Annotated in this window: 24 protein-coding genes; 4 read left to right on the plus strand and 20 right to left on the minus strand. The window is 63.2% G+C overall.

All coding sequences use genetic code 11. The features are described from left to right. The first annotated feature begins 44 nt into the window (after window positions 1-44). The gene (locus ACWTU8_RS11830) at window positions 45-590 is read left to right on the plus strand and encodes an outer membrane protein assembly factor BamE (RefSeq protein WP_455848206.1); all 546 of its coding nucleotides are present in this window, start codon (window positions 45-47) and stop codon (window positions 588-590) included. Between the two features lie 279 nt (window positions 591-869). On the opposite strand, the gene ACWTU8_RS11835 is transcribed toward ACWTU8_RS11830, so the two are convergent. The 18 genes from ACWTU8_RS11835 to ACWTU8_RS11920 all read right to left on the minus strand — a co-directional run bounded on the left by ACWTU8_RS11835 (window position 870) and on the right by ACWTU8_RS11920 (window position 20,087). Further along, window positions 870-3,011, minus strand: coding sequence for a sodium-translocating pyrophosphatase (locus ACWTU8_RS11835; protein ID WP_455838128.1), 2,142 nt, complete (start codon window positions 3,009-3,011; stop codon window positions 870-872). Window positions 3,012-3,279: 268 nt separating this feature from the next. Beyond that, a complete protein-coding gene (locus ACWTU8_RS11840) occupies window positions 3,280-4,044 on the minus strand; it encodes an ABC transporter permease (RefSeq protein WP_455848207.1) in 765 nt (254 codons plus the stop codon). Further along, the gene (locus ACWTU8_RS11845; RefSeq protein WP_455848208.1) at window positions 4,041-4,979 is read right to left on the minus strand and encodes an ABC transporter ATP-binding protein; all 939 of its coding nucleotides are present in this window, start codon (window positions 4,977-4,979) and stop codon (window positions 4,041-4,043) included. Before ACWTU8_RS11845 ends, ACWTU8_RS11840 begins: the two co-directional genes overlap by 4 nt. Continuing rightward, window positions 4,976-6,139 carry an ABC transporter permease gene (locus tag ACWTU8_RS11850; RefSeq protein ID WP_455848442.1) on the minus strand — a complete coding sequence of 388 codons (1,164 nt, stop codon included), beginning with the start codon at window positions 6,137-6,139 and terminating at the stop codon, window positions 4,976-4,978. Before ACWTU8_RS11850 ends, ACWTU8_RS11845 begins: the two co-directional genes overlap by 4 nt. 251 nt (window positions 6,140-6,390) lie before the next feature. Further along, entirely contained in the window at window positions 6,391-7,302 is a 912-nt protein-coding gene (gene osmF, locus ACWTU8_RS11855; protein WP_455848209.1) for a glycine betaine ABC transporter substrate-binding protein OsmF, read from the minus strand. 276 nt (window positions 7,303-7,578) lie between these two features. Continuing rightward, the gene (locus tag ACWTU8_RS11860) at window positions 7,579-8,799 is read right to left on the minus strand and encodes an MFS transporter (protein WP_455848210.1); all 1,221 of its coding nucleotides are present in this window, start codon (window positions 8,797-8,799) and stop codon (window positions 7,579-7,581) included. Continuing rightward, window positions 8,796-9,296 (minus strand): transcription antitermination factor NusB, encoded by a 501-nt coding sequence (gene nusB, locus ACWTU8_RS11865; RefSeq protein WP_455848211.1) that lies wholly within the window; start codon window positions 9,294-9,296, stop codon window positions 8,796-8,798. The genes ACWTU8_RS11860 and nusB overlap by 4 nt, the downstream gene beginning before the upstream one ends. Beyond that, on the minus strand, window positions 9,293-9,787 hold the full coding sequence (gene ribH / locus ACWTU8_RS11870; RefSeq protein WP_455848212.1) for a 6,7-dimethyl-8-ribityllumazine synthase: 495 nt from the start codon (window positions 9,785-9,787) through the stop codon (window positions 9,293-9,295). Before ribH ends, nusB begins: the two co-directional genes overlap by 4 nt. 252 nt (window positions 9,788-10,039) lie before the next feature. Next, on the minus strand, window positions 10,040-10,657 hold the full coding sequence (locus tag ACWTU8_RS11875; RefSeq protein ID WP_455848213.1) for a riboflavin synthase: 618 nt from the start codon (window positions 10,655-10,657) through the stop codon (window positions 10,040-10,042). Then, on the minus strand, window positions 10,657-11,787 hold the full coding sequence (ribD, locus tag ACWTU8_RS11880) for a bifunctional diaminohydroxyphosphoribosylaminopyrimidine deaminase/5-amino-6-(5-phosphoribosylamino)uracil reductase RibD (protein ID WP_455848214.1): 1,131 nt from the start codon (window positions 11,785-11,787) through the stop codon (window positions 10,657-10,659). The genes ACWTU8_RS11875 and ribD overlap by 1 nt, the downstream gene beginning before the upstream one ends. Before the next feature lie 2 nt (window positions 11,788-11,789). Next, window positions 11,790-12,266 (minus strand): transcriptional regulator NrdR, encoded by a 477-nt coding sequence (gene nrdR, locus ACWTU8_RS11885; protein WP_455848215.1) that lies wholly within the window; start codon window positions 12,264-12,266, stop codon window positions 11,790-11,792. Between the two features lie 147 nt (window positions 12,267-12,413). Further along, a complete protein-coding gene (locus ACWTU8_RS11890; RefSeq protein WP_455848443.1) occupies window positions 12,414-13,001 on the minus strand; it encodes a hypothetical protein in 588 nt (195 codons plus the stop codon). A gap of 82 nt (window positions 13,002-13,083) precedes the next feature. Beyond that, on the minus strand, window positions 13,084-14,397 hold the full coding sequence (glyA, locus tag ACWTU8_RS11895) for a serine hydroxymethyltransferase (RefSeq protein ID WP_455848216.1): 1,314 nt from the start codon (window positions 14,395-14,397) through the stop codon (window positions 13,084-13,086). Window positions 14,398-14,516: 119 nt separating this feature from the next. Beyond that, on the minus strand, window positions 14,517-16,163 hold the full coding sequence (locus ACWTU8_RS11900) for a Na+/H+ antiporter (protein ID WP_455848217.1): 1,647 nt from the start codon (window positions 16,161-16,163) through the stop codon (window positions 14,517-14,519). 107 nt (window positions 16,164-16,270) lie between these two features. Further along, a complete protein-coding gene (locus tag ACWTU8_RS11905) occupies window positions 16,271-17,524 on the minus strand; it encodes a L,D-transpeptidase family protein (protein WP_455848218.1) in 1,254 nt (417 codons plus the stop codon). A 328-nt stretch (window positions 17,525-17,852) separates the two neighbouring features. Beyond that, window positions 17,853-18,368 (minus strand): transcriptional regulator LdtR, encoded by a 516-nt coding sequence (ldtR, locus tag ACWTU8_RS11910; protein WP_095485756.1) that lies wholly within the window; start codon window positions 18,366-18,368, stop codon window positions 17,853-17,855. Window positions 18,369-18,624: 256 nt separating this feature from the next. Next, window positions 18,625-19,047 carry a DUF6163 family protein gene (locus tag ACWTU8_RS11915; RefSeq protein ID WP_455848219.1) on the minus strand — a complete coding sequence of 141 codons (423 nt, stop codon included), beginning with the start codon at window positions 19,045-19,047 and terminating at the stop codon, window positions 18,625-18,627. Beyond that, window positions 19,044-20,087, minus strand: a complete 1,044-nt coding sequence (locus tag ACWTU8_RS11920) for a 3-hydroxyisobutyryl-CoA hydrolase (protein ID WP_455848220.1) — start codon at window positions 20,085-20,087, stop codon at window positions 19,044-19,046. The genes ACWTU8_RS11915 and ACWTU8_RS11920 overlap by 4 nt, the downstream gene beginning before the upstream one ends. A gap of 205 nt (window positions 20,088-20,292) precedes the next feature. On the opposite strand from ACWTU8_RS11920, the gene hemB reads away from it, so the two are divergent. Both hemB and ACWTU8_RS11930 read left to right on the plus strand, forming a co-directional pair. Beyond that, the gene (gene hemB, locus ACWTU8_RS11925; protein ID WP_455848221.1) at window positions 20,293-21,324 is read left to right on the plus strand and encodes a porphobilinogen synthase; all 1,032 of its coding nucleotides are present in this window, start codon (window positions 20,293-20,295) and stop codon (window positions 21,322-21,324) included. Window positions 21,325-21,543: 219 nt separating this feature from the next. Further along, window positions 21,544-22,188 carry a dihydrofolate reductase family protein gene (locus ACWTU8_RS11930; protein ID WP_455848222.1) on the plus strand — a complete coding sequence of 215 codons (645 nt, stop codon included), beginning with the start codon at window positions 21,544-21,546 and terminating at the stop codon, window positions 22,186-22,188. Between the two features lie 126 nt (window positions 22,189-22,314). Here ACWTU8_RS11930 and ppk2 read toward each other — a convergent pair whose 3' ends face one another. Beyond that, on the minus strand, window positions 22,315-23,235 hold the full coding sequence (gene ppk2 / locus ACWTU8_RS11935; protein ID WP_455848223.1) for a polyphosphate kinase 2: 921 nt from the start codon (window positions 23,233-23,235) through the stop codon (window positions 22,315-22,317). A gap of 260 nt (window positions 23,236-23,495) precedes the next feature. Here ppk2 and ACWTU8_RS11940 point away from each other — a divergent pair, with 260 nt between their 5' ends. After that, window positions 23,496-24,539 carry an aldo/keto reductase gene (locus tag ACWTU8_RS11940; protein WP_455848224.1) on the plus strand — a complete coding sequence of 348 codons (1,044 nt, stop codon included), beginning with the start codon at window positions 23,496-23,498 and terminating at the stop codon, window positions 24,537-24,539. Between the two features lie 34 nt (window positions 24,540-24,573). Here the strand turns inward: ACWTU8_RS11940 and ACWTU8_RS11945 are convergent, their stop codons facing one another. Next, window positions 24,574-25,545: a glycosyl transferase family 90 gene (locus tag ACWTU8_RS11945; protein WP_455848225.1), complete on the minus strand. Its 972-nt coding sequence runs from the start codon at window positions 25,543-25,545 to the stop codon at window positions 24,574-24,576. Between the last annotated feature and the right edge of the window lie 39 nt (window positions 25,546-25,584).

Raw genomic sequence — 25,584 nt, forward strand, 5'->3', positions numbered from 1 at the left:
TTTTGCGGCCCAGCGCAAGTTGCGGCCAGCTAATGGAGTTGTAGTTGCGCGCGCTGAAATTCAAGTCGACTTTTCTGTCCAGGTCCGCTTTGTCCAGGTCCACCCGCGCGGTCTCGCTGCTGGTGGTTGCATCGGCGCTGTCCGCCTGCAACTCGTCGAAAATGATTGGCGATCTCAATCCGAGCGAGACGCTGACGCAGGGCTACGTGATCGACCAGCAGGCGATCGACCTGGTGCCGGTCGGCTCGAGCCGCGAACAGGTGCTTCTGGCGCTCGGCACCCCGTCGACGAAGGCGACTTTCGACAACGAGGCCTTCTACTACATCTCGCAGACGCGCAAGCGTTACGTCGCCTTCGACAAGCCGAGGCTGGTCGACCAGAAGGTGCTGGCGGTCTATTTCGGCGAGGACGGGCGCGTTACCCAGATCGCCAATTACGGCCTGAAGGACGGCAAGGTGTTCGACTTCATCTCAAGGACCACGCCGACCGGCGGCAAGGACCAGAACTTCCTCAGTCAGATCATCAACGGCGCCAGCAAGCTGGCGCCCGGCCTCCCTGGCGGCGGCGGCAGCTCGCTCGGCGGCACCTGATCCATCCCGACAGAATCGGCTTCTCATCCCTTCCTTTTGCTTCCCTGAAGCAGCAACATCTCAGGCGACCGAAAACCCGCGGGAGCGATCCTGCGGGTTTTTGTTTTGAGACAGCAAGCCATCATCGCAGGCTGCGGGCCGCAGACGACTTGAACGCGAGCTTTGGAGCCGTCACGGGCATCAATGCCCTGATGCTCTGTACGTCCAAAATAGAAGAACCCGCGGGATAGCTCCCGCGGGTTCGGTTCTGGATTTCGGGCCCGGAAGGGCCGAGCGGCCTCAGCCGTGCGCGAGCACGGCCAACAGCAGCAGGGCGACGATGTTGGTGATCTTGATCGCCGGGTTGACAGCCGGACCGGCGGTGTCCTTGTAGGGATCGCCGACCGTGTCGCCGGTCACCGAGGATTTGTGCGCCTCGGAACCCTTGAGGTGCTTGATGCCGTCCTTGTCGGTGAAGCCGTCCTCGAACGATTTTTTCGCGTTGTCCCAGGCGCCGCCGCCAGAGGTCATCGAGATGGCGACGAACAGGCCGTTGACGATGACGCCGAGCAGCGAGGCACCAAGTGCTGCAAAGGCGGACGCCTTCGAGCCCGAGAGCAGCAGCACGCCGAAATAGACGACCAACGGCGCCAGCACCGGCAGCAGCGACGGAATGATCATTTCCCGGATCGCCGCCTTGGTCAGAAGATCGACCGCACGCGCATAGTTCGGCTTCGACGTGCCGGCCATGATGCCCGGATCCTCGCGGAACTGCTTGCGCACCTCTTGGACGATGGCGCCCGCCGCACGGCCGACGGCGGTCATGGCGATGCCGCCGAACAGATACGGAATCAGACCGCCGAAGATCAGGCCGGCGACGACGTAAGGGTTGGAGAGGTCGAAAGAGACTTCGCTCATACCCTGGAAGTAAGGATATTTGTCGCTATTGGCGGCAAAGAACTTCAGGTCGTTGGAGTAGGCCGCAAACAGCACCAGCGCGCCGAGACCGGCCGAACCGATGGCGTAACCCTTTGTCACCGCCTTGGTGGTGTTGCCGACGGCGTCGAGCGCATCGGTGGACTGGCGCACTTCCTTGGGCAAGCCGGCCATTTCGGCAATGCCGCCGGCATTGTCGGTGACCGGGCCGAAGGCGTCGAGCGCAACGATCATGCCAGCAAGGCCGAGCATCGTGGTGACTGCGATCGCGGTGCCGTAGAGGCCGGCGAGCTGGTAGGTCGATATGATGCCGCCGACGATGACGATCGCCGGAAGTGCCGTCGATTCCAGCGAGACCGCAAGACCCTGGATGACATTGGTGCCGTGACCGGTGACCGAAGCCTGGGCGATGGAGTTCACCGGGCGCTTGCCGGTGCCGGTATAGTATTCGGTGATCACCACGATGAGGCCGGTCACCGCGAGACCGATCAGGCCGCAGATGAACAGGTTCGTGCCGGTGATGGCCATGCCGGCGACCGTTCCGATCTCGCCCCAGCCCAGCGTTGCCGAGGTGGCGATGCCGAGGCCGACGATCGACAGCAGGCCGGTGACGATCAGGCCCTTGTAGAGCGCGCCCATGATCGAGCCGTTGGAGCCGAGCTTGACGAAGAAAGTGCCGACGATGGAGGTCAGGATGCAGGCGCCGCAGATGGCCAGCGGATAGAGCATCGTGGCACTGAGAACGGCGGTGCCGCCGAAGAAGATGGCGGCGAGGACCATGGTGGCGACCACGGTCACCGCATAGGTCTCGAACAGGTCGGCGGCCATACCGGCGCAGTCGCCGACATTGTCGCCGACATTGTCGGCGATGGTGGCTGGATTGCGTGGATCGTCTTCCGGAATGCCGGCTTCGACCTTGCCGACGAGATCGCCGCCGACGTCGGCGCCCTTGGTGAAGATGCCGCCGCCGAGACGGGCGAAGATCGAGATCAGCGAGGCGCCGAAGCCGAGCGAAACCAGCGAGTCGATGACGACACGGTCGTTTGGCTGAAGGCCCATGAATTGGGTGAGGATCAGGTAGTAGATCGAGACGCCGAGCAGGGCCAGGCCAGCGACCAGCATGCCGGTGATGGCGCCCGACTTGAAGGCGATCTCGAGGCCGGCAGCGAGGCTGTTGGAAGCCGCCTGCGCGGTGCGGACATTGGCGCGCACCGAGACGTGCATGCCGATGAAGCCGGCAGCGCCCGACAGAACGGCGCCGATCAGGAAGCCGATGGCGGCGGTGATCGAAAGCAGCCACCAGGCGAGCAGCAGGACCACGACGCCGACGATGGCGATGGTGGTGTACTGGCGCGCCAGATAGGCCTGCGCGCCTTCGCGGATGGCCGCGGAAATTTCCTGCATGCGTGCATTGCCCTGATCGGCCGCGAGGACCGAACGTGTCGCCCAGATGGCGTAAAGGACTGAAAGCAGACCGCAGGCGATGACAGCTGAAATTATAGTCATTGCCGGATTTTCCTCGCTTGATGACCCAAAAGAACCCCTCCCTGGGCCGTTGAGACAGGGGAGCGGATTCCGCGCGCGGAATCCGCTCCCTTCGCACCGGCTTATGCGAAACAGGGTTGCGAACGTCAAGATATTGTTCGGTTTTTGCCCGGCTTTCGCCTAAAGCCTCTCGGTAGAGCCGCTATCTTTCACTTCAGAACCCGGTCGGGTCATGGAAATCACTGTTCCCGTCGAGATAAGCAAGGCGATATCTGAGCTGATTTGTCGGCTACGCCGTCTCCTGCCCCATGCGGCGCGCGGTGTAGCGCTCGATCGCCGACAGCCCGTCATAGATCAGCACGGCAAGGGCGGCAACGATCAGGCCGCCCTGCAGGACGAAGGCGAGGTTGTTCGACAACAGACCGGCGATGATCACCTCGCCCAGCGTCCTGGCCGCCACGGTCGAGCCGATCGTCGCGGTGGCGAGGCTGATGACCACCGACAGCCGGATACCGCCGAGGATGATCGGCGCGCTGAGCGGCAGCTCGATCTTGACCAGCCTTTGCCAGCCGGTCATGCCGGCGCCGCGCGCCGCCTCGACCACGTTGGCCGGCAGCGTCGTCAGCCCGGTCAGCGCGTTCTCGAAGATCGGCAGAAGGCCGTAGAGAAACAGCGCGATCAGTGTCGGCTTCTCGCCAAAGCCGACCGCCGGCACGGCTAGCGCCAGCACCGCCACCGGCGGAAAGGTCTGGCCGATATTGACCAGGCTGCGCGACAGCGGCAGGAATTCGACGCCGGCCGGCCTGGTGACCAGGATGGCGAGCGCCACGGCAACGATGGTCGCCGCCACCGTCGCGATCAGCACGGTCCGCAGATGCAGCAGCGTCAACGTCAAAAGGCTGCCCTGATTGTAGATTGCCGGCGCGTTGTTCTCGGTCAGCGGCTTCAGCAGCGGCTCGAACCAACCGGGATTGGTCACGAACGCAACCAGCAACACCACCAGGACAAGCCTGAGCAGCGACGGAAGCCAGGCTTTTACACCGGCCTCTTTCACGCCGGCCTCGCCGCGCGTTTCACCAGCCCGTCCACGGTCACGCGGCCGAGCGGCTTGCCGTCGGCGCCTTTCACCGGCAGCGCCGGGCGTCCCGACCAGAGGAGTTCAGCCAGCGCATCTCGCTGGCTGGCGTCGTCGGGGATCGCCTCGCCTTCGGCGGTGCCCGTCTCCACCGCGTCGCGCACGCGGCCGAGCGACAGCAGTCTGAACGGTTTTTCGCTGGCGCCGACCAGTGTCTCGACGAAGGCGCTGGCCGGCTTCGCCAGGATCTCGGCGGGCTTGGCATATTGCACGAGCTTGCCGGCATCCATCACCGCGATCTTGTCGCCCATATGGACCGCCTCCTCCATGTCATGGGTGACGAGGATGATGGTGGTGCCAAAGCGCTTCTGGATCGCCAGAAGATCCTCCTGCGCCTTATTGCGGATGATCGGGTCGAGGGCACCGAACGGCTCGTCCATCAGAAGCACGTTCGGCTCGGCGGCAAGCGCGCGGGCAACGCCGACGCGCTGCTGCTGGCCGCCGGAAAGCTCGTGCGGATAGCGCGGCCCGAACGCCTCGGGGTCGAGCTGATAGAGCGTCATTAACTCTTCGACACGGGCCTTGATGCGAGCCTTGTCCCAGCCGAGCAGCACTGGCACGGTGGCGATGTTCTGCGCCACCGTGCGGTGCGGAAACAGGCCGTGGCCCTGGATGGCGTAGCCGATGCTGCGCCGCAGTTCGTAGCCGGGCAGCGAACGGTTGTCGGCGCCGTCTAGCTTGATGACGCCCGAGGTCGGCTCGACCAGCCGGTTGATCATGCGTAGCAGCGTCGTTTTGCCGGAGCCGGAAGTGCCGACAATCACGGCGATGGTGCGTGGTTCTATCAGCATCGACACGTCGTCGACGACGGTCGTCGCGTCATAGCGCTTGGTAATGCCTTCGATCTCGATCATGCCGTTTTAACCCTGCGCTTGGTGGCGGTCATTTCGATCACTGCGTCGAGGATGATAGCGGCGGCAAAGGCCATCGCCACCGTCGGCACGGCGCCGAGCAGCACCAGGTCCATCGCCGTCTGGCCGACGCCCTGGAACACGAACACGCCGAAGCCGCCGCCGCCGATCAGCGCGGCAATGGTGGCGAGGCCGATGTTCTGCACCAGCACGATGCGGATGCCAGTGAGGATGACCGGAAAAGCCAGCGGAAACTCGACGCCGAACAGGCGCTGGCGATCGGTCATGCCCATGCCGCGGGCGGCGTCGTTGGCGGCGCGCGGCACGCCGGCAAGGCCGACCACGGTGTTGGCCACCACCGGCAGCAGCGAATAGAGGAACAGCGCGAGGAAGGCGGGGGCGGTGCCGATGCCGCGAATGCCAAGCGCCGCCGCTCCCGGCACATGCGTGGCGACCCAGCCGAGCGGCGCGATCAGCAGGCCGAACAGCGCGATGGAAGGAATGGTCTGGATGATGTTGAGCACATTCAGCACGCCGGCGCGAAATTTGTCGACGCGGTGGCAGAGGATGCCGAGCGGCAGACCAACGACCACCGCCGCCGCCAGCGAGCCCAGCGCCAGCGTCACATGCTTGGAGCCCTCCGCCCAGAAAGTGTCGGCGCGGTTCGCATATTCCTTGAGGATCGACAGGCTGTTCCAACTTCCCGAAGCCAAAAGCAGGCCGATTGCCAGCGCAGCTATGACGAGCCCGCCGAGGCGTGCCCATGGCGACAGATTCAATCGCGTCAGCACATCGGCAAGCAAAAGCGTGAAGGCGAAGATGAGCAGCCAGAAACCCGAGGCAGGCGAAATGCGCGCGAACGTATTACCCTCAGGCGTCAGGAAGCTGCCGGCGACGCCGATCAGTATGGCAAGGGCTGCAAGCGCGATCACGCTAGCCACAAGGCGCAGGACGAGCGGCGTTTTCAAGAGCGCGATGATTGCCGCGATGACGAGGATCGCCAGCAGCAATGGGCCGACCGCCGCCGGCAAGGAATCAAGGATCGAGCGCGCCTCGCCGGGCACGATGCGGTTGGCGCGGAAGGTGGCGAAGGGTGCTGCGAACGCCGCATAGGCAACGATCGCGACAATGACCACGCCGAGCTTGTCGAACCGGACTGTCATGACTTGCATGTGCGATCGCGGCGACTTGAGGATCTGACGTCAGGACCGTCGCGCTCCGTCGCGCCCCCCTCTGTCCTGCCGGCCATCTCCCCCTCAAGGGGAGAGATTGGCAGCGTCAGCGCCGGTATACACCTTGCACAGCTGAAAGGTGGCGAAAGCCGTCGCGACATCTGATCTCCCCCCTTGAGGGGGAGATGGCCGGCAGGCCAGAGGGGGGCGCCGCGCACCGATGTCACGATTTCAGGAACGGCCTACTTCAAAAACCCGTTCTTCTTCAAAAAGTCTTCGGCGACGCCCTTGACCGGCTCGCCGCCGACCTGCACGCGGCCGTTCAGTTCCTGCAGGGTGACGAGGTCAAGCTTGGCGAAGACCGGCTTCAGCAGCGTCTCGATCTCGGGATGCTCGTTCAGCACCGCCTCGCGGATGATCGGAGCCGGCTGGTAGACCGGCTGCACGCCCTTGTCGTCATCGAGCACGACCAGGCCGGACGGCGCGATGCCGCCATCGGTGCCGTAGACCATGGCGGCATTGGCGCCGTTGGTCTGGTTCGCCGCAGCGGCGATGGTCGCCGCCGTATCGCCGCCGGACAGCGTGATCAGCTGGTCCGGCTTAAGCGTGAAGCCATAGGTGGTCTGGAAGGCCGGCAGCGCGGCAGCCGAATTGACGAACTCGGCCGAGGCCGCCAGCACCACCTGGCCGCCGCCGGCGACATATTTGCCGAAGTCGGACAGCGTCGCCAGCTTGTTGGTCTCGGCGACATCCTTGCGCAGCGCAATCGCCCAGGTGTTATTGGCCGGCGACGGCGACAGCCAGACGATCTTGTTGGCGTCATAGTCGAGCTTCTTGGCCATTTCATAGCCCTTGGCGGCATCCTTCCACACGGGGTCGTCGGCCTTTTCGAAGAAGAAGGCGGCATTGCCGGTGTATTCCGGATAAATGTCGATCTCGCCGGCGGTGATCGCCTTGCGCACCACCGGAGTGCCGCCGAGCTGGATACGGTCGGTGGTCTGGATGTCGTTGGCGTTCAGCACGAGTTGGATGATGTTGCCGAGCACACCGCCCTCAGTGTCGATTTTCGACGACACGACCACCTGAGCGCGCGCCGAGGCTGCGGTGATGCCGAGCGCCAGAGCCGCGCCGGCCAAAACCTTGACTGAAAACATTTCACAAATCCCTTGCTGAGAACCGGACTACGGCTGCCGCATATGAGCATGGCTTCAATGCTCCGTCGGGGTACACGGTTTCATAAGAAGGGGCATGGGCGCAATAATTGTTCAGAAGCGGGTGAGCTCGCGGCTGCCTCGTCATGACAGCGTCATGTCACTACAGCGCCGCGCGTCCGCTTGGACGCGCAAAGGACGCTGTAGCAATTTTGATTTTGCGCATGATCCCCAGCGAAATCGATTCCGATTTCGCCGAAGCGAACCTTCGGTTCGGGGTCATGCGCTGGTCGGCCGCGCGCTTGTCATCTTCAACACACCCAGTGCCACGAAGCACAGCACCGTCACCGGGAAGATGATCCAGTTCAGCATCTCCCAGCCCCAGGCGTTGTAGACGGCGCCCGACATCAGCGATGCGAAAGCGACGGAGCCGAACAGGACGAAGTCGTGAAAACCCTGGACCTTGCCCTTTTCGGATGGCCGGTAGCTGTCGGCGACCATGGCAGTGGCGCCGATAAAGCCGAAATTCCAGCCGAGGCCGAGCAGGATCAGCGCTGTCCAGAACTGCCACAGTGCCAAGCCCGACAGCGCCACCACTGCGCAGCCGACGAGCAACACAAGTCCGGTTGCGACGATCCGTTCGGCGCCAAAGCGATAGATCAGCGAGCCGGTGAAGAAGCTCGGCGCGAACATCGCCATCACATGCCAGGAAATGCCGAGCGTGGCGTCGTCCGTCGACAGGCCGCAGCCGACCATGGCGAGCGGTGCGCCGGTCATGACGAAGCTCATCAGCGCGTAGCTGCCGACGGCACAAAACAGCGCCGCCACGAAGCGCGGCCTTGTGACGATCTCGGAGAGCGGCCGCGCATCGCTGTCGGCGATTTCCACCTTGCCGGCTGCCTTGGCCGGGATGCGCAGGAACGACAGGATGGCGGCGCCGACAGCTGCCAGCCCCAGGATCGACGCGAACGAGCCGGCAAACATCACCGGCGCAAACAATTCGCGGGTGAAGATGACGATCTGCGGCCCAAGGATGGCGGTGACGATGCCGCCGGCCAGTACGAAGGAGATGGCGCGCGCCTTGAATTCAGACGGAGCGTTGTCGGCGGCGGCGAAGCGGAATTGCTGGACGAAGGCACCGCCGATGCCGATCACCAGCAGGCCGAAGGCGAAGAGCCAAAAGCTGGCTTGAAACAGCGCCAGCGTGGCGATCAGACCACCGAGCGCAGTGACGATCGTGCCGGTCATGAAGCCGTCGCGCTGGCCGAGCCGGCTGATGATGGCGGCGGCCGGCAAGGCGCCGAGCGCCACGCCGACGTTGAAGCCGGTGATCGGTGCGGTCGCCAGCGACTTGTCGGAGCCGAGCAGATAATGTCCGGCCAACCCGCCCACGGAAATGGCGATGGGTGCGGCCGAACCGATAATCGCCTGCGAAGCGGCAAGGATGAGCGCGGTGCGGCGCGCTTCCCTGCCAGCCTCGGCGATAGCGACGGCCGTCATGAAGCGTCCTTGCCACGCCCTTCGCCGCGCACCCGGCGCGACACGCGATCGAGCACCGCGTTGACCAGCTTCGGCTCGTCTTCTTCGTAAAACGCCTTGGCTATGTCGACATATTCCGAAACGATGACAGCCACCGGCACGTCCTCTCGCTTCACCAGTTCGTAGACGCCGGCGCGCAATATGGCGCGCAGCGTCGAATCGAGCCTGGACAGCGGCCAGTCCTCGGTCAACGCCTGGCGGATGACCGGATCGATGGTTTTCTGGTTCTCGACGACGCCGGCGAGGATGGCGCGAAACCATTGTGCGTCCGCCTCGCGATAGAGCGCGCCGTCGACTTCCTTGCCGAGCCTGAATGCCTCATATTCGGCGGTGATTTCGAAGACGCCGCTGCCGGCCACATCCATCTGATAGAGCGCCTGCACTGCGGCCAGACGGGCAGCACCGCGCTTGTTGGCGAGGCGTGCTGCGGCCTGGCCGGGTGATGCGGGCCCGCTCACGATCGCTCTCCCAATTGTTGTTTGAGGGCAATCATAGTCAGCGCCGCACGCGCGGCAAAGCCGCCCTTGTCGCCTTCCGAGCGTTTGGCCCGCGTCCAGGCCTGTTCGTCATTTTCGGTGGTCAGGATGCCGTTGCCGATGCAGACCGCTTCCTGCACGGACAAGTCCATCAGGGCGCGGCTCGATTCATTGGCTACGATGTCGAAATGATAGGTGTCACCGCGCACGATGGTACCAAGGGCGACAAAACCGTCATAGCTCGGCCCGCCTTCGGCCGCGCTGTCAAGCGCGAAGGAAATCACCGCGGGAACCTCGAGCGAGCCCGGGACGGTGACGACATCGTATGTCGCGCCCGCTTCCTCGAGCGCGCTTGTCGCGCCTTCGAGCAGCGCATCGGCAAGATCGTCGTGGAAGCGTGCCTCGATGATAAGAAGGTGGGCCTTCTTCTTCGGGCGAATGAACGCTTTGCCGTGTTGGGATGTGCCAGCCATAGATGTCTCCGGGATCGCCGGTGACTTAGGCCGAAGCCGGTTTGATCGCAAGCAGAAGATTGGTGGAGATGCGGGAGGTCTGCCGAAACTATTTTATTTTCCGGCGCGGAGTCTGACGCCGATCCCTGGGATCAAGGCTCAAAGCCCAAGCCTGCACGACATGGTGGTCAATCACATTACCGGCGTCAACATCGGCTAACGCTTCGCGCGTCAGTTGCTCTTCCTGTCTGGAAGTCCTTCTGCCCTCAATCATCAAAGCCCCACTTTCTCGGCCTCGGCCAAACGCGCCGCGTAGCGGGCCATGGTGTCGATCTCAAGGTTGACCCGGTCGCCGACCTGGCGTTCGCCCCAGGTGGTCACCGTCAGCGAGTGATGGATCAGAAGCACGTCGAAGCGCGTGCCCTCAACCTTGTTGACGGTGAGCGAGGTACCGTCGAGCGCGACCGAACCCTTGGGCGCGATAAATTTGGCCAGGTCGCGCGGCGCTTCCAGCGTGAAGCGCACAGCATCGCCCTCGTCCTTGCGTTCGATGATCTCGGCCGTGCCGTCGACATGGCCTGAAACGATGTGGCCACCAAGCTCGTCGCCGATCTTCAGCGCCCGCTCCAGATTGATCCTCGTGCCGGATTTCCAGCCCATGGCGGTTGTCAGCCTGAGCGCCTCTTCCCAGGCCTCGACCTCGAACCAGCGCGCATTGGCGCCGCTTTCCGGCAAGGCCGTCACCGTCAGGCAGACGCCGCCACAACAAATCGAAGCACCGATGGCGATGGTCTGCGGGTCATAGGCGGTGTCGATGCGCAGGCCGACGCCCTCTCTCAGCGGCTTCACCGCAGCGACGGTGCCGACATCGGTGACAATCCCGGTAAACATCAGATGTCCCTTATCCACTCCGCGTAGCTATCTTCGCCGAAACGCATGTCGCGCAATTTGCGAAATCCTGCCGGGATATGGTTGGCGTCGATGGGCGATACAATGCCGCTCCTGCCGATCGGCTCCTGCCCCTGGAACAGCACGATGCGGTCGACCAGCCCTTCGGCGAGGAAGGCCTTGGCCACCTTGGCGCCGCCCTCGACCAGCACGCTCGCCATCCCAAGCGCCGCCAGATCCTCGAGCAGTTCCGGCAACGCTATATCGCCTTCATACGTCTCGGTGCCGATGAAGCGCACGCCGGCGCGTTCCAGCGCGGCCCGCCGGTATGGGTCGGCTTCGGCGCAGGCGGCGACATAGAGCGGAACCCGGTCGACGCCGGCGACCAGCTTCGACGTGTCCGGCAGCCTGATCTGGCGGTCGAGCACGATGCGCGCCGGCGAACGGTTTTCCAGCCCCGGCAACCGCACCGTCAGCGCCGGATCGTCCTCCAGCGCCGTGCCGATGCCGATCAATATGCCGTCGGCTTCGGCCCGCATCAGATAGACTTCGCGCCGGGCGATGTCGCCGGTGATCGAGACTTGCCCCTCGCCTTCCATGCCGATCTTGCCGTCGCTGGAAAGCGCAAGTTTCAGGATCACTTCCGGACGTTTTTTCAGAGATCGAATGAGATAGCCGGCCATCTGCTCGGCGGCTTCTGCCGCGAGCACCCTTTCGACAACCTCGACACCGGCGGCACGCAGGATCGCATAGCCCTTGCCGGACACGCGTGGATCGGGGTCGCTCACAGCCCCAACCACCCGCGTGACGCCGGCATTGAGCAGTGCATTGGCGCAAGGCGGCGTGCGGCCATGGTGGGCGCAGGGCTCCAGTGTGACATAGGCGGTGGCGCCGCGTGCGAGCTCGCCGGCCTCGGCCAGCGCCTCGGTCTCAGCATGCGGCCGGCCGCCGACAGCGGTGACACCGGTGCCGACGATCACCGGTCCGGTGCCGTCGTCACGCACGATCAGCGTGCCGACGGAAGGGTTGGTCCCGGTCCGCCCGGCATTTTTGCGCGACAGCCTGAGTGCTGCCGCCATGAAGCGGCGATCAAGAACCTCTTGTTCGGCTTGGCTACGCCCGGGCCCTGCCATGCTCAGCCGGCGTCCTCTTCCTTGATCTCGTCACCTTTGAGCTCACCCAGCACGTCGTGAAAATCCTTGGCCTCGCGGAAATTGCGATAGACCGAGGCAAAGCGCACATAGGCGACGTCGTCGAGCGATTTCAGCGCCTCCATCACCAGGCGGCCGACCTCGCCCGAGGCGACCTCGGTCTCGCCCGAACTTTCGAGCTGGCGCACGATGCCGGTCACCGCGCGGTCGATGCGCTCGGGATCGACATTGCGCTTGCGCACCGCGATCTCGACCGAGCGCAGCAGCTTGTCGCGGTCGAACGGCACCTTGCGTCCGGACTTCTTTACCACCACGAGGTCGCGCAACTGCACACGCTCGAACGTGGTGAAGCGGCCGCCGCAATCGGGGCAGACGCGCCGCCTGCGGATCGCCGCGCCGTCTTCGGCGGGGCGCGAATCCTTCACCTGCGTATCTTCGGACTGGCAGTAGGGACAGCGCATGGACAGCCTTGTGTTCGCGATTCTCGTGGAGCGAAAGGCTTAGAGGTTTTTGCCGCGATGGCAAAGTATCGGGGTGGTCTCTCGCGTCTCAGAGATAGCGAGGCGCGAGGAAAATTGCCAGATCATACCATCGGCAACACCGGCCGATTACGGCGCGACGTCGACGGTTGGGAATCCACATGACACGCCGAGGCTGCGATAGGCCTTTGTGAAGCCGTCCATCGATACCGTCGCGACCGGTGTGTCGGCGAAGATCACATCGAGTGCGCTGGCGCGGCGCATGGCACGCAGCAGCGCCAGGCTGATCTCGGGCTTGTTTTTCAACATCCATTTTCCGCCGGCACCCGCCATGGCATCGACGGTCGCCTTGACCTTGCCGTTGCTGTCGCCGAACACCGCCGGAATGTTCTCGCCAGTCGGCAAGTCCTTGTTCTTCATGGCGATGACAAGGATTGGATAGCCATCGGGCGGCAGTGCATCACCATTCGAGATGGCGAGCGTGAGGGTGCCGCTGGCACCGCTCGCGTCGAGAAAGGCGGTCGAGGCGACACAGGTCCTGCGCAGATCCTCACTGGTATCGATCTCGTCCACAGTGGTGGACCACTTGCCGAAGGTTTCGGTCTTCGGTGCGGCTGGGGTGGGCGCAGACTGTGCCAAAGCGGACAGCGGCAAGGTGGTCAGTGTCGCCAACACGCCAAGCGCGGCAAAGCCAGCGACACGGAAAATCTGCATCATCATCAAGGCTCCTGTCCGGACTCCGTCCCCACTGAAACAGTGCTTTTCGTCCGGCTGATAAGGGACGACACTTTGCGTGAGCTCAACCGAGATAGGGATAGAGCGGAAAACGATCCGTCAGCGCGGCCACCTTCGCCTTCACCGCTGCCTCGACGGCTGCATTGCCCTCGTCGGAATTCGCGGCCTTGAGCCCGTCCAGCACCTCGGCGATCAGCTTGCCGATCTCGCGGAACTCGGCCTGGCCGAAACCGCGCGTGGTGCCGGCCGGCGTGCCGAGCCGCACGCCCGAGGTGACGAACGGCTTTTCGGGATCGAAAGGGATGCCGTTCTTGTTGCAGGTGATGTTGGCGCGGCCAAGCGCTGCCTCGGCGCGTTTGCCGGTGGCGTTCTTCGGGCGCAGGTCGACCAGCATCAGATGGTTGTCGGTGCCGCCGGAGACGATGTCGAGACCGGTTTCCTTTAGGCTGGAGGCAAGCGCCTTGGCATTGGCGGCAACGCTCTCGGCGTAGAGTTTGAAGCTTGGCTTCAGCGCTTCGCCGAAGGCCACCGCCTTGGCGGCGATGACATGCATCAGCGGGCCACCCTGCAGGCCCGGAAACACGGCCGAATTCATCTTCTTGGCGATATCCTCGTCGTTGCACAGGATCATGCCGCCACGCGGGCCGCGCAGCGACTTGTGCGTGGTGGTGGTCACCACATGGGCATAGGGCAGCGGCGACGGATGCACGCCACCGGCGACCAGGCCGGCAATATGGGCCATGTCGACCATCAGATAGGCGCCGATCGAGTCGGCGATCTCGCGAAAGCGCTTCCAGTCCCAGACGCGCGAATAGGCGGTGCCGCCGGCCAGGATCAGCTTCGGCTTGGTCTCGTGGGCGGTCTTCTCGATCGCATCCATGTCGAGCAGATGATCGTCCCTGCGCACGCCGTAGGAAACGACCTTGAACCATTTGCCGCTCATATTGACCGGCGAGCCATGGGTCAGATGCCCGCCCGAGTTCAGGTCGAGACCCATGAAGGTATCACCGGGCTGCAGCAGCGCCAGGAACACCGCCTGGTTCATCTGGCTGCCGGAATTCGGTTGGACGTTGGCGAAGTTACAGCCGAACAGCTTTTTCGCACGCTCGATGGCTAGTTCCTCGGCCACGTCGACGAACTGGCAGCCGCCATAGTAGCGCTTGCCCGGATAGCCCTCGGCGTATTTGTTGGTCATGATCGACCCCTGCGCTTCCAGCACGGCGCGGGAGACAATGTTTTCCGATGCGATCAGCTCGATCTCGTGGCGCTGGCGGCCGAGTTCGTTGCGGATCGCGCCGAAAATCTCCGGGTCGGCATCGGCAAGCGTGGTTTCGAAGAAGGATTCGAATTTGTTCGACGCTGCCGCTGCTGTTGCCATGCTTGAGATCCTTGTCGTCCGGGGGGTCTGCCGCGCCATTAACACAGTTGATTTCGCCCCGCCACGTTTGCGGCGCGAAATTTGCTGGTCGGATTGCGGCAGCCAGGCCAAAGAGCCACCTATTTTCTTGCCTGCCGGCCGTTCAGCAACGCCTCGGTGAGCGTGATCTCGGTCAGCAGCGCCTGCTTCGTATGGTCGTTGATCTGACGGCTGCGAAACATGGCGAGCACGGCCGCGCGCTCCGCCTCGATGCCGGCGAGTCTCATTTCGAGCTCCAGCCGTCCGGCTTCACGGGCCTTAGCGCGTGCCTCATCGGCCTCGTCGGAGGCGGCGATGCGGCGGCGGTAGCCGGCGACAATGTTGTCGGCCGCGGCAAGCCTGATACCAGGCACCTCGCCTTCGTCCCCGTCTTCGGCTCTGGCGATGCTCTCGATTCGGGCGATGGCCGCCTTGGCCGCGCCGACACGTGCCAGGCGTTCCTCGGCAGCGCCGGCATCTTCGCCCGGCTCGACAAGTCCACGCGCTATCCGGGGCAGCGCTAGGCTGGCGATGGCCAGCGAGCTGATGATGACGCCGGCGGCCAGGAAGATCACCTTGTCGCGCGCCGGAAAGGGCGAGCCATCTGGCATGGCGAGTGGCAGCGACAGGATGCCGGCCAGCGTTATCGCGCCACGCACCCCAGCCACCGAGCCGGCGAGCCGGATACGTAGCCCGAACGGCTCGGCCTTGCGCTTGCGCAATCGCGCTACGGCGCGGGCCGCGATATCGCCAATCCAGATCCAGACAAAGCGCAGCGCGATCAGGCACAGCGTCAGCGCCAACACCGTCAGGATCGGCTGGATGACCGGATAGCGGCCGCTGAGCTCAGGCGGCACGTTGCCGATGATGTCGGGAAGCTGCAGGCCGAGCAGAATGAAGAGAGCGCCGTTGAAAACGAAGGACAGCGTCGTCCACAGCGACATCGTCTGGATGCGAGCCGAAACGCCGAGGAAACGGAAAATCCCGGACCCGCCGGTCAGCACGCCTGCGGTGACCGCTGCCAGAATGCCCGAAGCCCCGAAATGCTCCGCGCCGAGATAGGCGACGAAGGGCAGCAGGATCATGACAAGGACCTGCGCCTCGGCCGGCACGCCGCCGATGCGGCTCAGCAATTGCAGCGCCTTGGCGGCAACGAACAATGCCACCACGCCGGCCAGGATGCCGACTGCCACGGCGTAGAGGAAAGTCAGAGATGCCGCGGCGAAGGAAAAGCTGCCGGTCAACACCGCCGCCACCGCGAAGCGGAACATGACCAGCCCCGACGCATCGTTGAGCAGCGACTCGCCCTCCAGAATGTGCATCAGCCGCGCCGGAACCACATTCTTGTCGACGATCGAGGACACGGCCACCGCGTCAGTCGGCGACAGCACCGCGGCAAGCGCAAAAGCGACGACGAGGGGAACGCTCGGCACCAGCCAGTGCAAGGCGTAGCCGAAGCTGCCAATGGTGAAGAAGACCAGCCCGATGGCAAGATCCAGTATCGGCCCGCGCAGCGCCACCAGTTCGCGCTTCGGCGCGCTATAGGCATCGCTGAACAGCAGCGGCGGAATGAACACCAGCAGGAAAAGCTCGGGATCGATTTCGACATGGATGCCGCGCATCGGCCAGGCGAGTGCGGCACCTATGGCAATCTGCAGCACCGGCAACGGCACCCGTACCAGCCGGACCAGCGCGCCGGAAACGGCGACGAAGACGAGCACGACCAGGATGAAGATGGCGACTTGCATGGCTCTGTACCGAACGGCGCTTTCCGGACCCGGCGCGAAGCGCGCCCTCCAGCCGGATACAAAAAGGCCGCCCTCACCGGCGGCCTTTCAGCAAGAAGATCAGTCGCTTAGAGCGCAGAGGTGATTTGCAGCTCGTTGGCTCCGTCGAGCCCGTAGATGTCGTCGCGGAACTGCACGACGCCAGGCCCCGTCGACCAGGCCGAGATGTAAAGGAAATAGACCGGCACCGGATTGGTGACCTGCACCGGGATGTTCTCGCCGCTCTTGATCGCCGACTCGAAATACTGGCGGTTCCAGCCCGGCGTGTCGCGCAGGATCCAGGTGACGAGGTCGCGCACGTTCTGGACGCGCACGCAGCCCGAGGAATCGAAGCGCATCATCTTGCCGAACAGGCTCTGCTGCGGCGTGTCGTGCATGTAGACGCCGTCCGGGCTCGGGAAATTGATCTTGACCGAGGCCATTGCGTTGTCGGCGCCCGGGTCCTGACGGAAGCGGTATTTCTCCGCGTCGTCGGTCGACCAGTCGACGGTGAGCGGATCGACCTCGCTGCCATCCGGTGCGAACAGGCGGATCTTGCTGTCCTTGAGGTAGTTGGGGTCCTTCCGCATCAGCGGAATGATATCCTTGCGCACGATCGATACCGGCGCGTTCCAGTAGGGATTGACGATGATCTCGTTGATCTTGGAATCGACGATCGGCGTCTGGCGGTCGATCTTGCCGACAACGGCGGTGTGGCGCAGCACGACGCGGTCGTTCTCGACCGCCTCGATCTGGGCGCCCGGGATGTCGACCAACACATAACGGTTGCCCAGCGTGCCGGCGCGTTCGTTCAGCCGCTGCAAATTGGTCTGCAGCTGGCCAAGCCGGACCTGCGCCGAAACATTCATCGCCGCATAGGTATATTGGCCCAGGGTCCCGTCGGAAGGCAGGCCATGGCGCGCCTGGAAGCGCTTGACCGCCGCATCGACATAGGAATCGAAGGCCTCTGACAGGCCGGCGCTCTGCGCCAGGTCGCCCGAAATCATCAAGCGCCTGCGCAATGGCACCACGTCGGGGTCGACAACACCGAGCTGCAATTTCTTGGTATCCGGGACCGGCTCCCAGCCGCCCTGCGCGACAATGTTCTGATACTGCGCTATCGCCTGCTCGGTGTACGCAACGGTCTGCAGGCTGACGATCGGCAGCGTCGAGGCCACCTTGCCGCCCTGGCTGGCGCGGGCGTCGAACTGGTCGTTCCAGTTGCCGCGGCCTGAGGATTTCAGGATATCCGCGATCACGTCCTGCGCGCTGGCACCACCGGCAAGCATCGTCGCGGCCAACGCGGAGGCTCCGGAAAGGAAGAAACGGCGACTGGTTCTCATGTACGCTCCAGACATTCCTGTAACAATTTCACCGGGCGATGCCGCCCGCACTCTAGGGTTGGCATTGTTAACAATTCGCCAACCATGACCCCTATCACTTCGTGAGAGCGCGCCGGGGGCGACGCGCGTTCAGGGAGACGCCGGTTTTCGCCGCAACATCACCCGCATCCTCGCTTTCACCGGGAATATGGCGGCAACGTGGCCCTGACCGTGATTTGGATCGGCCGGTATCACGAAACGGAAAGACCGATGCTTTTCGGCACCGGTCCTTGATTGGCTGTCCCCGACCGCGCTTCTATGGGGCGGCTCCCGATCTCGATGCGGCGCCTTACATCCGATACGCAATCGTGTCGTTCCAGAACCGATCCAGCCGCTGCAGGGCGCGGTTCATCTGCTTAAATTCTTCCGTGTTGATGCCGCCGACCTGCTCGATCGAGCCGACATGGCGCTCATAGAGGCCGCCGACAACTTCCGCCACCTCACTGCCCTTCGGCGTCAGCGAGACCCGCACCGAACGACGGTCGATGCGCGAGCGCTGGTGGTTGATGAAGCCGAGATCAACCAGCTTCTTCAGATTGTAGGAGACGTTCGAGCCGAGATAGTAGCCGCGCGAGCGCAGTTCGCCGGCGGTCAGTTCCGAATTGCCGATGTTGAAGAGCAGCAGCGCCTGGATGGCGTTGATGTCGGAACGGCCGTTGCGGTCGAATTCGTCCTTAATCACGTCAAGCAGACGGCGGTGCAGCCGCTCCACCAGCTGCAGCGATTCCATGTACAGCGAACGGATTGCCTCGCGGCGGTCATCGGATACGTTGGCGGTCTTCGCCGCCGGACGGGAATTGATCATTGTCTTTGCCTCTCGTTTGTCGCCTGGTGATTTTTTTGTTTTTCACCTTGATCGCGACACTATCGAATACTCATAAAATTCGACTTAAACGCTAGGGCTAACAAGAGCTTACCGGTAAGAGGTTTCGAAAGAGGCTTAACGAAGGGTCACCCGAACAAGGATGATTAACCTAAAGATTTAGCCAATGGTTCCGGGCGAAATTTGCGCGTCCAATGGGACGCGCGGCGCTATTCTTGTTGAGTATCGGTCCGATGCTCTATTGCCGGCTCTGGCGCTTCTGCATCCAGATCACCACGCGAAAGACGATGTAGAGCAGCGCCACCGCCGCATGCGAGGCGAGGATCAGCGGCCGGTGGCCGAAGAGCTCGGGAAAGCCGGCATACATGACGATCTCGGTCGCCGCGCAGATGAACCAGATCACCGGCCCCCAGGAGGCCAGCATCCACAGACCGGCGGCGGCGAAGGGGAAGAAGACGGCGAGCGTCACCGCCGCCACCTGCCAATGCACCGGCATCAGGTCGAAGCGCCACAACGAGCCGGGATAGAAGCCGATCAGCCGGATCCAGTACAAAATCCCGAACCACAGGCAGTAGCCCGATATGACGCGCTGGAACCAGGCGAAGATGACCTCGACCGTCGAGGGCTGGAGCACGACGCGTCTCGACGTGACGTCGCTCACAGCTCGAGTTCCCGTTCGCCAAGCGGAGCAAAATAGGCATCGACCTCGGCAGCACTGACGCCGTCGATGCCTGCCGGCCGCCATTGCGGCGTCGAGCCCTTGTCGATGATGGCAGCGCGGATGCCTTCGTAGAAATCGTGGCCGGCAAGCATGCGGTTGAGGATGCGGAATTCCATCCGCATGCACTGGTCGATCGATAGCGTCAGCCCGGCGTTGATCTCGCGCCAGGCGACATGCAGACTGGTCGGCGAGCGGGTACGGATCGTCGCCAGCGTCTTTGTCGCGAACGCATCGGCGGGTGCGGCGCGCTCCAGGCTGCCGATGACGTCACCCAGCGACGTTTGCGCGAAATGCCGGGCGATCGCTTCCAGCGTCCGACTGTCAGTCTCGCGGCGGGCCGGGACGGAAAAGCCGCGCAGCGCCGATTCCGGGTCGCCGGTCGCGACCAGCCGGTCGAGAAAACCGGCCTGGTCCTGCGCCTTGATCGTATGCGTCGCCAGGCCCGACCACAAAGCGTCGCCATAGCGGATGCGGTTTCCGGTCAGGGCCAGATACATGCCGAAACTGCCGCCAAGGTTCGGCAGGAGATGACTGGCGCCGACATCCGGGAAAAAGCCGATGCCGACTTCCGGCATGGCGAATTGGGCGTTTTCGGTCAGCACCCGATGCGAACCGTGGAACGAGATGCCGACGCCGCCGCCCATGACGATGCCGTCGATCAGGGCGACATAGGGTTTTTTGAACCGCGCGATGCGGGCGTTCAGCCGGTATTCGTCGGCGAAGAAATCGACCGGCGGCTTTCCCGCCCCGCCGGCCTCGTAGATGTGGAGGATGTCGCCGCCGGCCGAAAACGCCCTACCCTCGGCCTTGACGACGACGACGTCGACGCCGTCGTCCCGCTCCCAGGCGCGCAGCGCCTTGTCGAGCGCCTTGACCATGCGGTGGGTGACGGCATTGAGCGCTTGCGGTCGCGTCAGCGTGACGATGCGGGCCCTGTCCAATCGTTCGAAGCGGATCTCGTCGCTGCCGCCAAAATCCATCGCCTGACATTCCCTCCCTGCGCCGCCGGGACTGAAGTGCTAAAGCGTGGCGCATGGGTGCGTCAATGCCAAGGTCAATCCTGTCCTGCAACGGTCAGCCGGATTTGGTATACCGATATCCAGGTAATGCCAGCCTGGCACAATCGTGCCGCATTGGTCAGCGGCGGAAGCTCGTGGTAAAAGCTGCCGATCTGGAGTTTTGGCGATGAACAAATTCACCCCAGCAAAGCCTGCCGGCGCGCGCAGCGTCGACGAGATCACCGGCAGCCACCGTTTGCGCCGCATGCGCAAGGCCGACTGGTCGCGCCGCCTCGTCCAGGAGAACCGGCTCTCCGTCGACGACCTGATCTGGCCGATCTTCGTCGTCGATGGGAAGAACATCCGCGAACCGATCGCCGCCATGCCCGGCGTCTTCCGCCTGTCGCTCGACCTTGCCGTCAAGGAGGCCGAGCGCGCGGCAAAGCTCGGCATTCCGGCGATTGCCACCTTCCCGAATGTCGAGCTAGGCCTGCGCGACCAGACCGGCTCGCATATCCTCGATCCGGAAAACGTCATCAATCGCGCCACGCGCGCCATCAAACACGCGGTGCCGGAGATCGGCATCATCACCGATGCCGCGCTCGACCCCTTCACCTCGCACGGCCATGACGGCATTTTGCGCGACGGCATCATTGTCAACGACGAGACGGTGGAACAGGTGACCGCGGCTGCCGTCATCCAGGCGGCGGCAGGCGCCGACATCATCGCGCCTTCCGACATGATGGACGGCCGCATCGGCGCCATTCGCGACGCACTCGACGCCAACGGCTTTTCCGATGTGGCGATCATGTCTTATGCAACGAAGTTCGCCTCCGCCTTCTACGGCCCCTACCGCGAGGCGGTCGGCACCGCCGGTCTGCTCAAGGGCGACAAGAAGACCTACTATCTCGACCACGCCAATTCCGACGAGGCCGTGCGCGAGGCCGAGCAGGACCTCGCCGAGGGCGCCGACATGCTGATGGTCAAGCCCGGCCTGCCCTATCTCGACATCGTCCGCAGACTGAAGGACGAATTCCGGATGCCGACCTTCGCCTATCAGGTGTCGGGCGAATATTCGATGATCAAGGCGGCCGCTGCCAATGGCTGGATCGACGGCGACAAGGCGATGTTGGAATCGCTGCTAGCCTTCAAGCGCGCCGGCTGCGACGGCATCCTCACCTATTTCGCGCCCGAAGTGGCGGCGATGCTGAAGGGGTAGCATCCCCTTAGCCGAACATTGGTTCGCGGCGCGAACAATAGCCGGCGATCCGCTTCGACATACAGGACAATTTCAGTTTCCGGCCGGTGAAACGCAGCGAGAGTCGCCTGGCCCTTCGCTCTCGCCTTGCCGTGTTCCAGAAAACAGCTTGCAATTCGCAATCAGTTAAGCTACCCAATAACTGATTGCAAAACGCAACTGGTTATCGAGGAGGCTCTCATGTCCAAACTTCGCGTCAACGCTTTCACCCTGTCGCTCGACGGGTTCGGCGCCGGTCCTGACCAGGATCTCAGCAATCCTCTCGGTGTCGGCGGAGAAGATCTGCACAAATGGATGGTCGGCACCCGCACATTTCGTGAGATGGTCGGCAAGGAGGGCGGCACCATGGATACCGACGAGGCGTTCACCGTGCGCAGCTTCGAAAATGTCGGCGCCTGGATCCTGGGCCGCAACATGTTCGGCCCGATCCGCGGCGAATGGCCGGACGAGAACTGGAAAGGCTGGTGGGGCGACAATCCACCTTACCACGTACCGGTCTTCGTGCTGACCCACCATCCACGCGACCCTATTGTAATGGAAGGCGGCACGACCTTCTATTTCGTCACCGACGGCATCCACTCGGCGCTGGAACAGGCGAAGGCGGCGGCCGGCGGCAAGGATGTTCGGGTCGGCGGCGGCGTCGCCACCATCCGTCAATATCTGCAGGAGAAGCTGATCGACGAGATGCACCTTGCGGTGTCGCCGCTGCTGCTCGGCAAGGGTGAGAACCTTTTTGCCGGCCTCGACATGCTCAAGCTCGGCTATCAGTGCACCGAACAGGCGGTGACGCCGCTTGCCACGCACGTCATCATCAAGCGGGCTTAGCGGCACTTCTGCAACGTTGGTGATTGGCGAAAGCCCATTTCTCCCCGTCACTATACCGGGAGAAATGCCCGGCAATGCAATGAGGGGCGGCTCCCGATATACTGACGGGGAGAAGGGAACCCTGCCTCAATACTTCTCGGGTACATACAGCTCGCGCGGCAGCACCTGGCGCTCGTATTCGGGATTGAAGACGCGGTCGGGCAGCGTGATCTCTTCGTGCGGCACTTCTTCATAAGGCATCTGCTTGAGGAGATGATCGATGCAGTTCAGCCGCGCCCGCTTCTTGTCGTTGCCTTCGACGATGAACCAGGGGGCTTCGGGAATGTTGGTGCGGGCGAACGTCTCTTCCTTGGCCTTGGTGTACTGCTCCCAGCGCACGCGCGACTGCAGGTCCATCGGCGACAGCTTCCACTGCTTCATCGGATCATGGATGCGCATCTGGAAACGCATCTGCTGCTCCTCGTCGGTGATGGAGAACCAGTATTTGACCAGCGTGATGCCGGAGCGGACGAGCATGCGCTCGAACTCCGGCACGTCGCGAAAAAACTCCTCGACCTGATCCGGTTTGGCAAATCCCATCACCCTTTCGACGCCGGAGCGGTTGTACCAGGAGCGGTCGAACAGCACGATCTCGCCGCCTGCCGGCAGATGCGGGACGTAGCGCTGGAAATACCATTGCGACTTTTCGCGTTCGGTCGGCGCCGGCAAGGCTACGACGCGACAGATGCGCGGATTGAGCCGCTGGGTGATGCGCTTGATGACGCCGCCCTTGCCGGCCGAATCGCGGCCCTCGAAAATCACGACCAGCTTTTTCTTGTGATATGCCACCCAGGACTGCAGCTTGATCAATTCGGATTGCAGCGTGATCAGGTCGCGAAAATATTGCTGGCGATCCATCGAGGGCGGATGCGCTTTCTTGTAGATCTTGGCGATCTCCAGCGACAGCGCCGGTTCCGACATTTCCAGCTCGTAATCTTCGTCAAGTGTGTCGGCGAGCTCCGCCTCCAGCCAGTCCTTGGCAGGAGAATTCTGTTTTGCTTCGGTCATTTATGCTGCTCCGCGTGCGAGCCCCTGTCGGCGTCCGGCGTGCCGGCCAAGATCGAACACCTTGAGCCGACTTGCATACAGGCCGGCCAATGACGGTTTTATTGCAGCCGGCCTGTGTGCCGGTCGCGCAAATCCGTGAGATATGATCGATCAGCCTCCATGGCATGCACGACAAGCGGCTCGAATTGTCCTACAAATGCCAGGCTCCCCTCGGGCGGCCTTCGAAGCAGCCCTTCTCAACGCAATTGCGAGGATCTGACATGGAATACCGCACTCTCGGCCGTTCCGGGCTGAAGGTTTCGACGCTGACCATGGGCACCATGACCTTTGGCGGCGCCGGCGCATTTTCGGCGGTCGGCAAGACCGATCTCGACGAGGCGCGCCGGATGATCGACCTCTGCATCGATTCCGGCATCAATCTCATCGACACCGCCAATGTCTATTCGAACGGGCTTTCGGAAGAGATCATCGGCGAAGCGCTCGGCGGCAAACGCAAGGGCGATGTGCTGATCGCCTCCAAGGCGCGGATGCGGATCGGCACGGGCCCCAACGACGAAGGGCTGTCGCGCTACCATCTGATCCGCGAGTGCGAGAAGAGCCTGAAGCGCCTCAGGACCGACGTCATCGACATCTATTTCCTGCACGAATGGGACGGCACGACGCCGCTCGAGGAGACCGTCGCCGCGCTCGACACGCTCGTCAGCCAGGGCAAGGTCCGCTATGTCGGCTGTTCCAACTATTCCGGCTGGCAAGTGATGAAGGCGCTGGGGATCAGCGACCGCCAGCACCAGCCGCGCTTCGTCACCCAGCAGATCCACTACACGCTGGAAGCACGCGAAGCCGAATATGAACTGCTGCCGATCTCGGTCGACCAGGGGCTTGGCGTGTTGGTGTGGAGCCCGCTCGCCGGTGGACTGCTGTCCGGCAAATACCACCGCGACCAGGCCACCTCCCGCCAGCTCAGCGGCTGGACGGAACCGCCGATCCGTGATGGAGACCGGCTGTGGCGGATCGTCGATGTGCTTGCCTATATCGGCAAGAACCATGGCGTCTCGGCAGCGCAGGTGGCGCTTGCCTGGCTGCTAGGCCGGCCGGCCGTCAGCTCGCTGGTGATCGGCGGACGGACCGAAGCGCAGTTCAAGGACAATATCGCCGCTGCAAGCCTGGTGCTGACCAGCGATGAGCGCGCACGCCTGGACGCTGTGAGCCGCCCGCCCGTTCTGTATCCCTACTGGCACCAGCAATTCACGGCAAAGGACCGGTTTGGTCCGGCCGATCTGGTTCTTGACCGGGAAGATATCTGACAACGGTCCTGATCAGGTCGAAGGTCGCCGCGGGTTAGCCTGAGATAAAACGCCAGACCTCGGGATCAGGCTCGATCTGGCCGCTGAGCACGAAGTACTTGTAGAGCACGAGCAAGCAGATCGCCTGCTCGGCCCGTTCGTCGGCGAACTTGCGGCAATAGGCGTTGGCGGCGGCAACGATGCGCTCGGCCTCAGTCGGATGACGTTCGAGATATTGCACCCGCTCGGCAAGATCCGTGAAATCAGGTTCGAGCGGCACATAGTGAACATCGGCCATGAGTTCGCTTTCGGCGAACCATGTCTCATACGTCGGCGGCGGCATCAGGCACAGCGAATTCGAACTCATGATCCATTTTAGGTTGGTCGCCACATCGTTGCCTTCGAGCGAAATGATATAGCGACAGCGCCGCTGCTGATCGATGCTCAGATAAGATTTGCGATATTCCGGCGCTGCCGTCGGTTTGGGCGTGCCGACATCGCAAAAGGGCAGATCGCGCGCGGCCTCCAGAAGCAAGGTCCTTATCGGGTTGTTGAGCTCGCCGCGCCACACCGCAACCGGAAGCTTGTCCGCGAAGGCTACATCGTCGGCGGGCATGTGGAAGTGGCGGAACTTGTTGAGCTTGAACAGGACCCCGTTCCTGTTGTCGCCGGCGATCGGCCGATCCTTGACGATCGACGGCATCGCAGGCACTTCAATGACGTCGCCGAATTCGAGGTCGATGCGCAAATCGGGATCGAAGTAGCGGGCAAATTCCTTCAGATCGTAGTAATACATGCTCCGACCTCTCGGCAGCCGGCTGACCGGCACGGCGCCGGCGCTCGGCGCGAAAGGGTCCTGCAACCTATTGTAATAATTGAGACGCGCGCGGACCGATCCATCCGAAAGCCTGGCCTGATCGAGCAGCCCGGCGAGCCTGCGGCGGAACATCGCCTGCGGTGCAAAATCGCGTACGGCATTGCGCGCATAGTAGAATAGCTTCTGTGCGTTTCTTTGAAGGGTGGCCATCGGTCACTTGATAAAAAGTCGGCTTGTGATTTGCCCCCC

This window comes from Mesorhizobium sp. BHbdii (genome assembly GCF_053848045.1).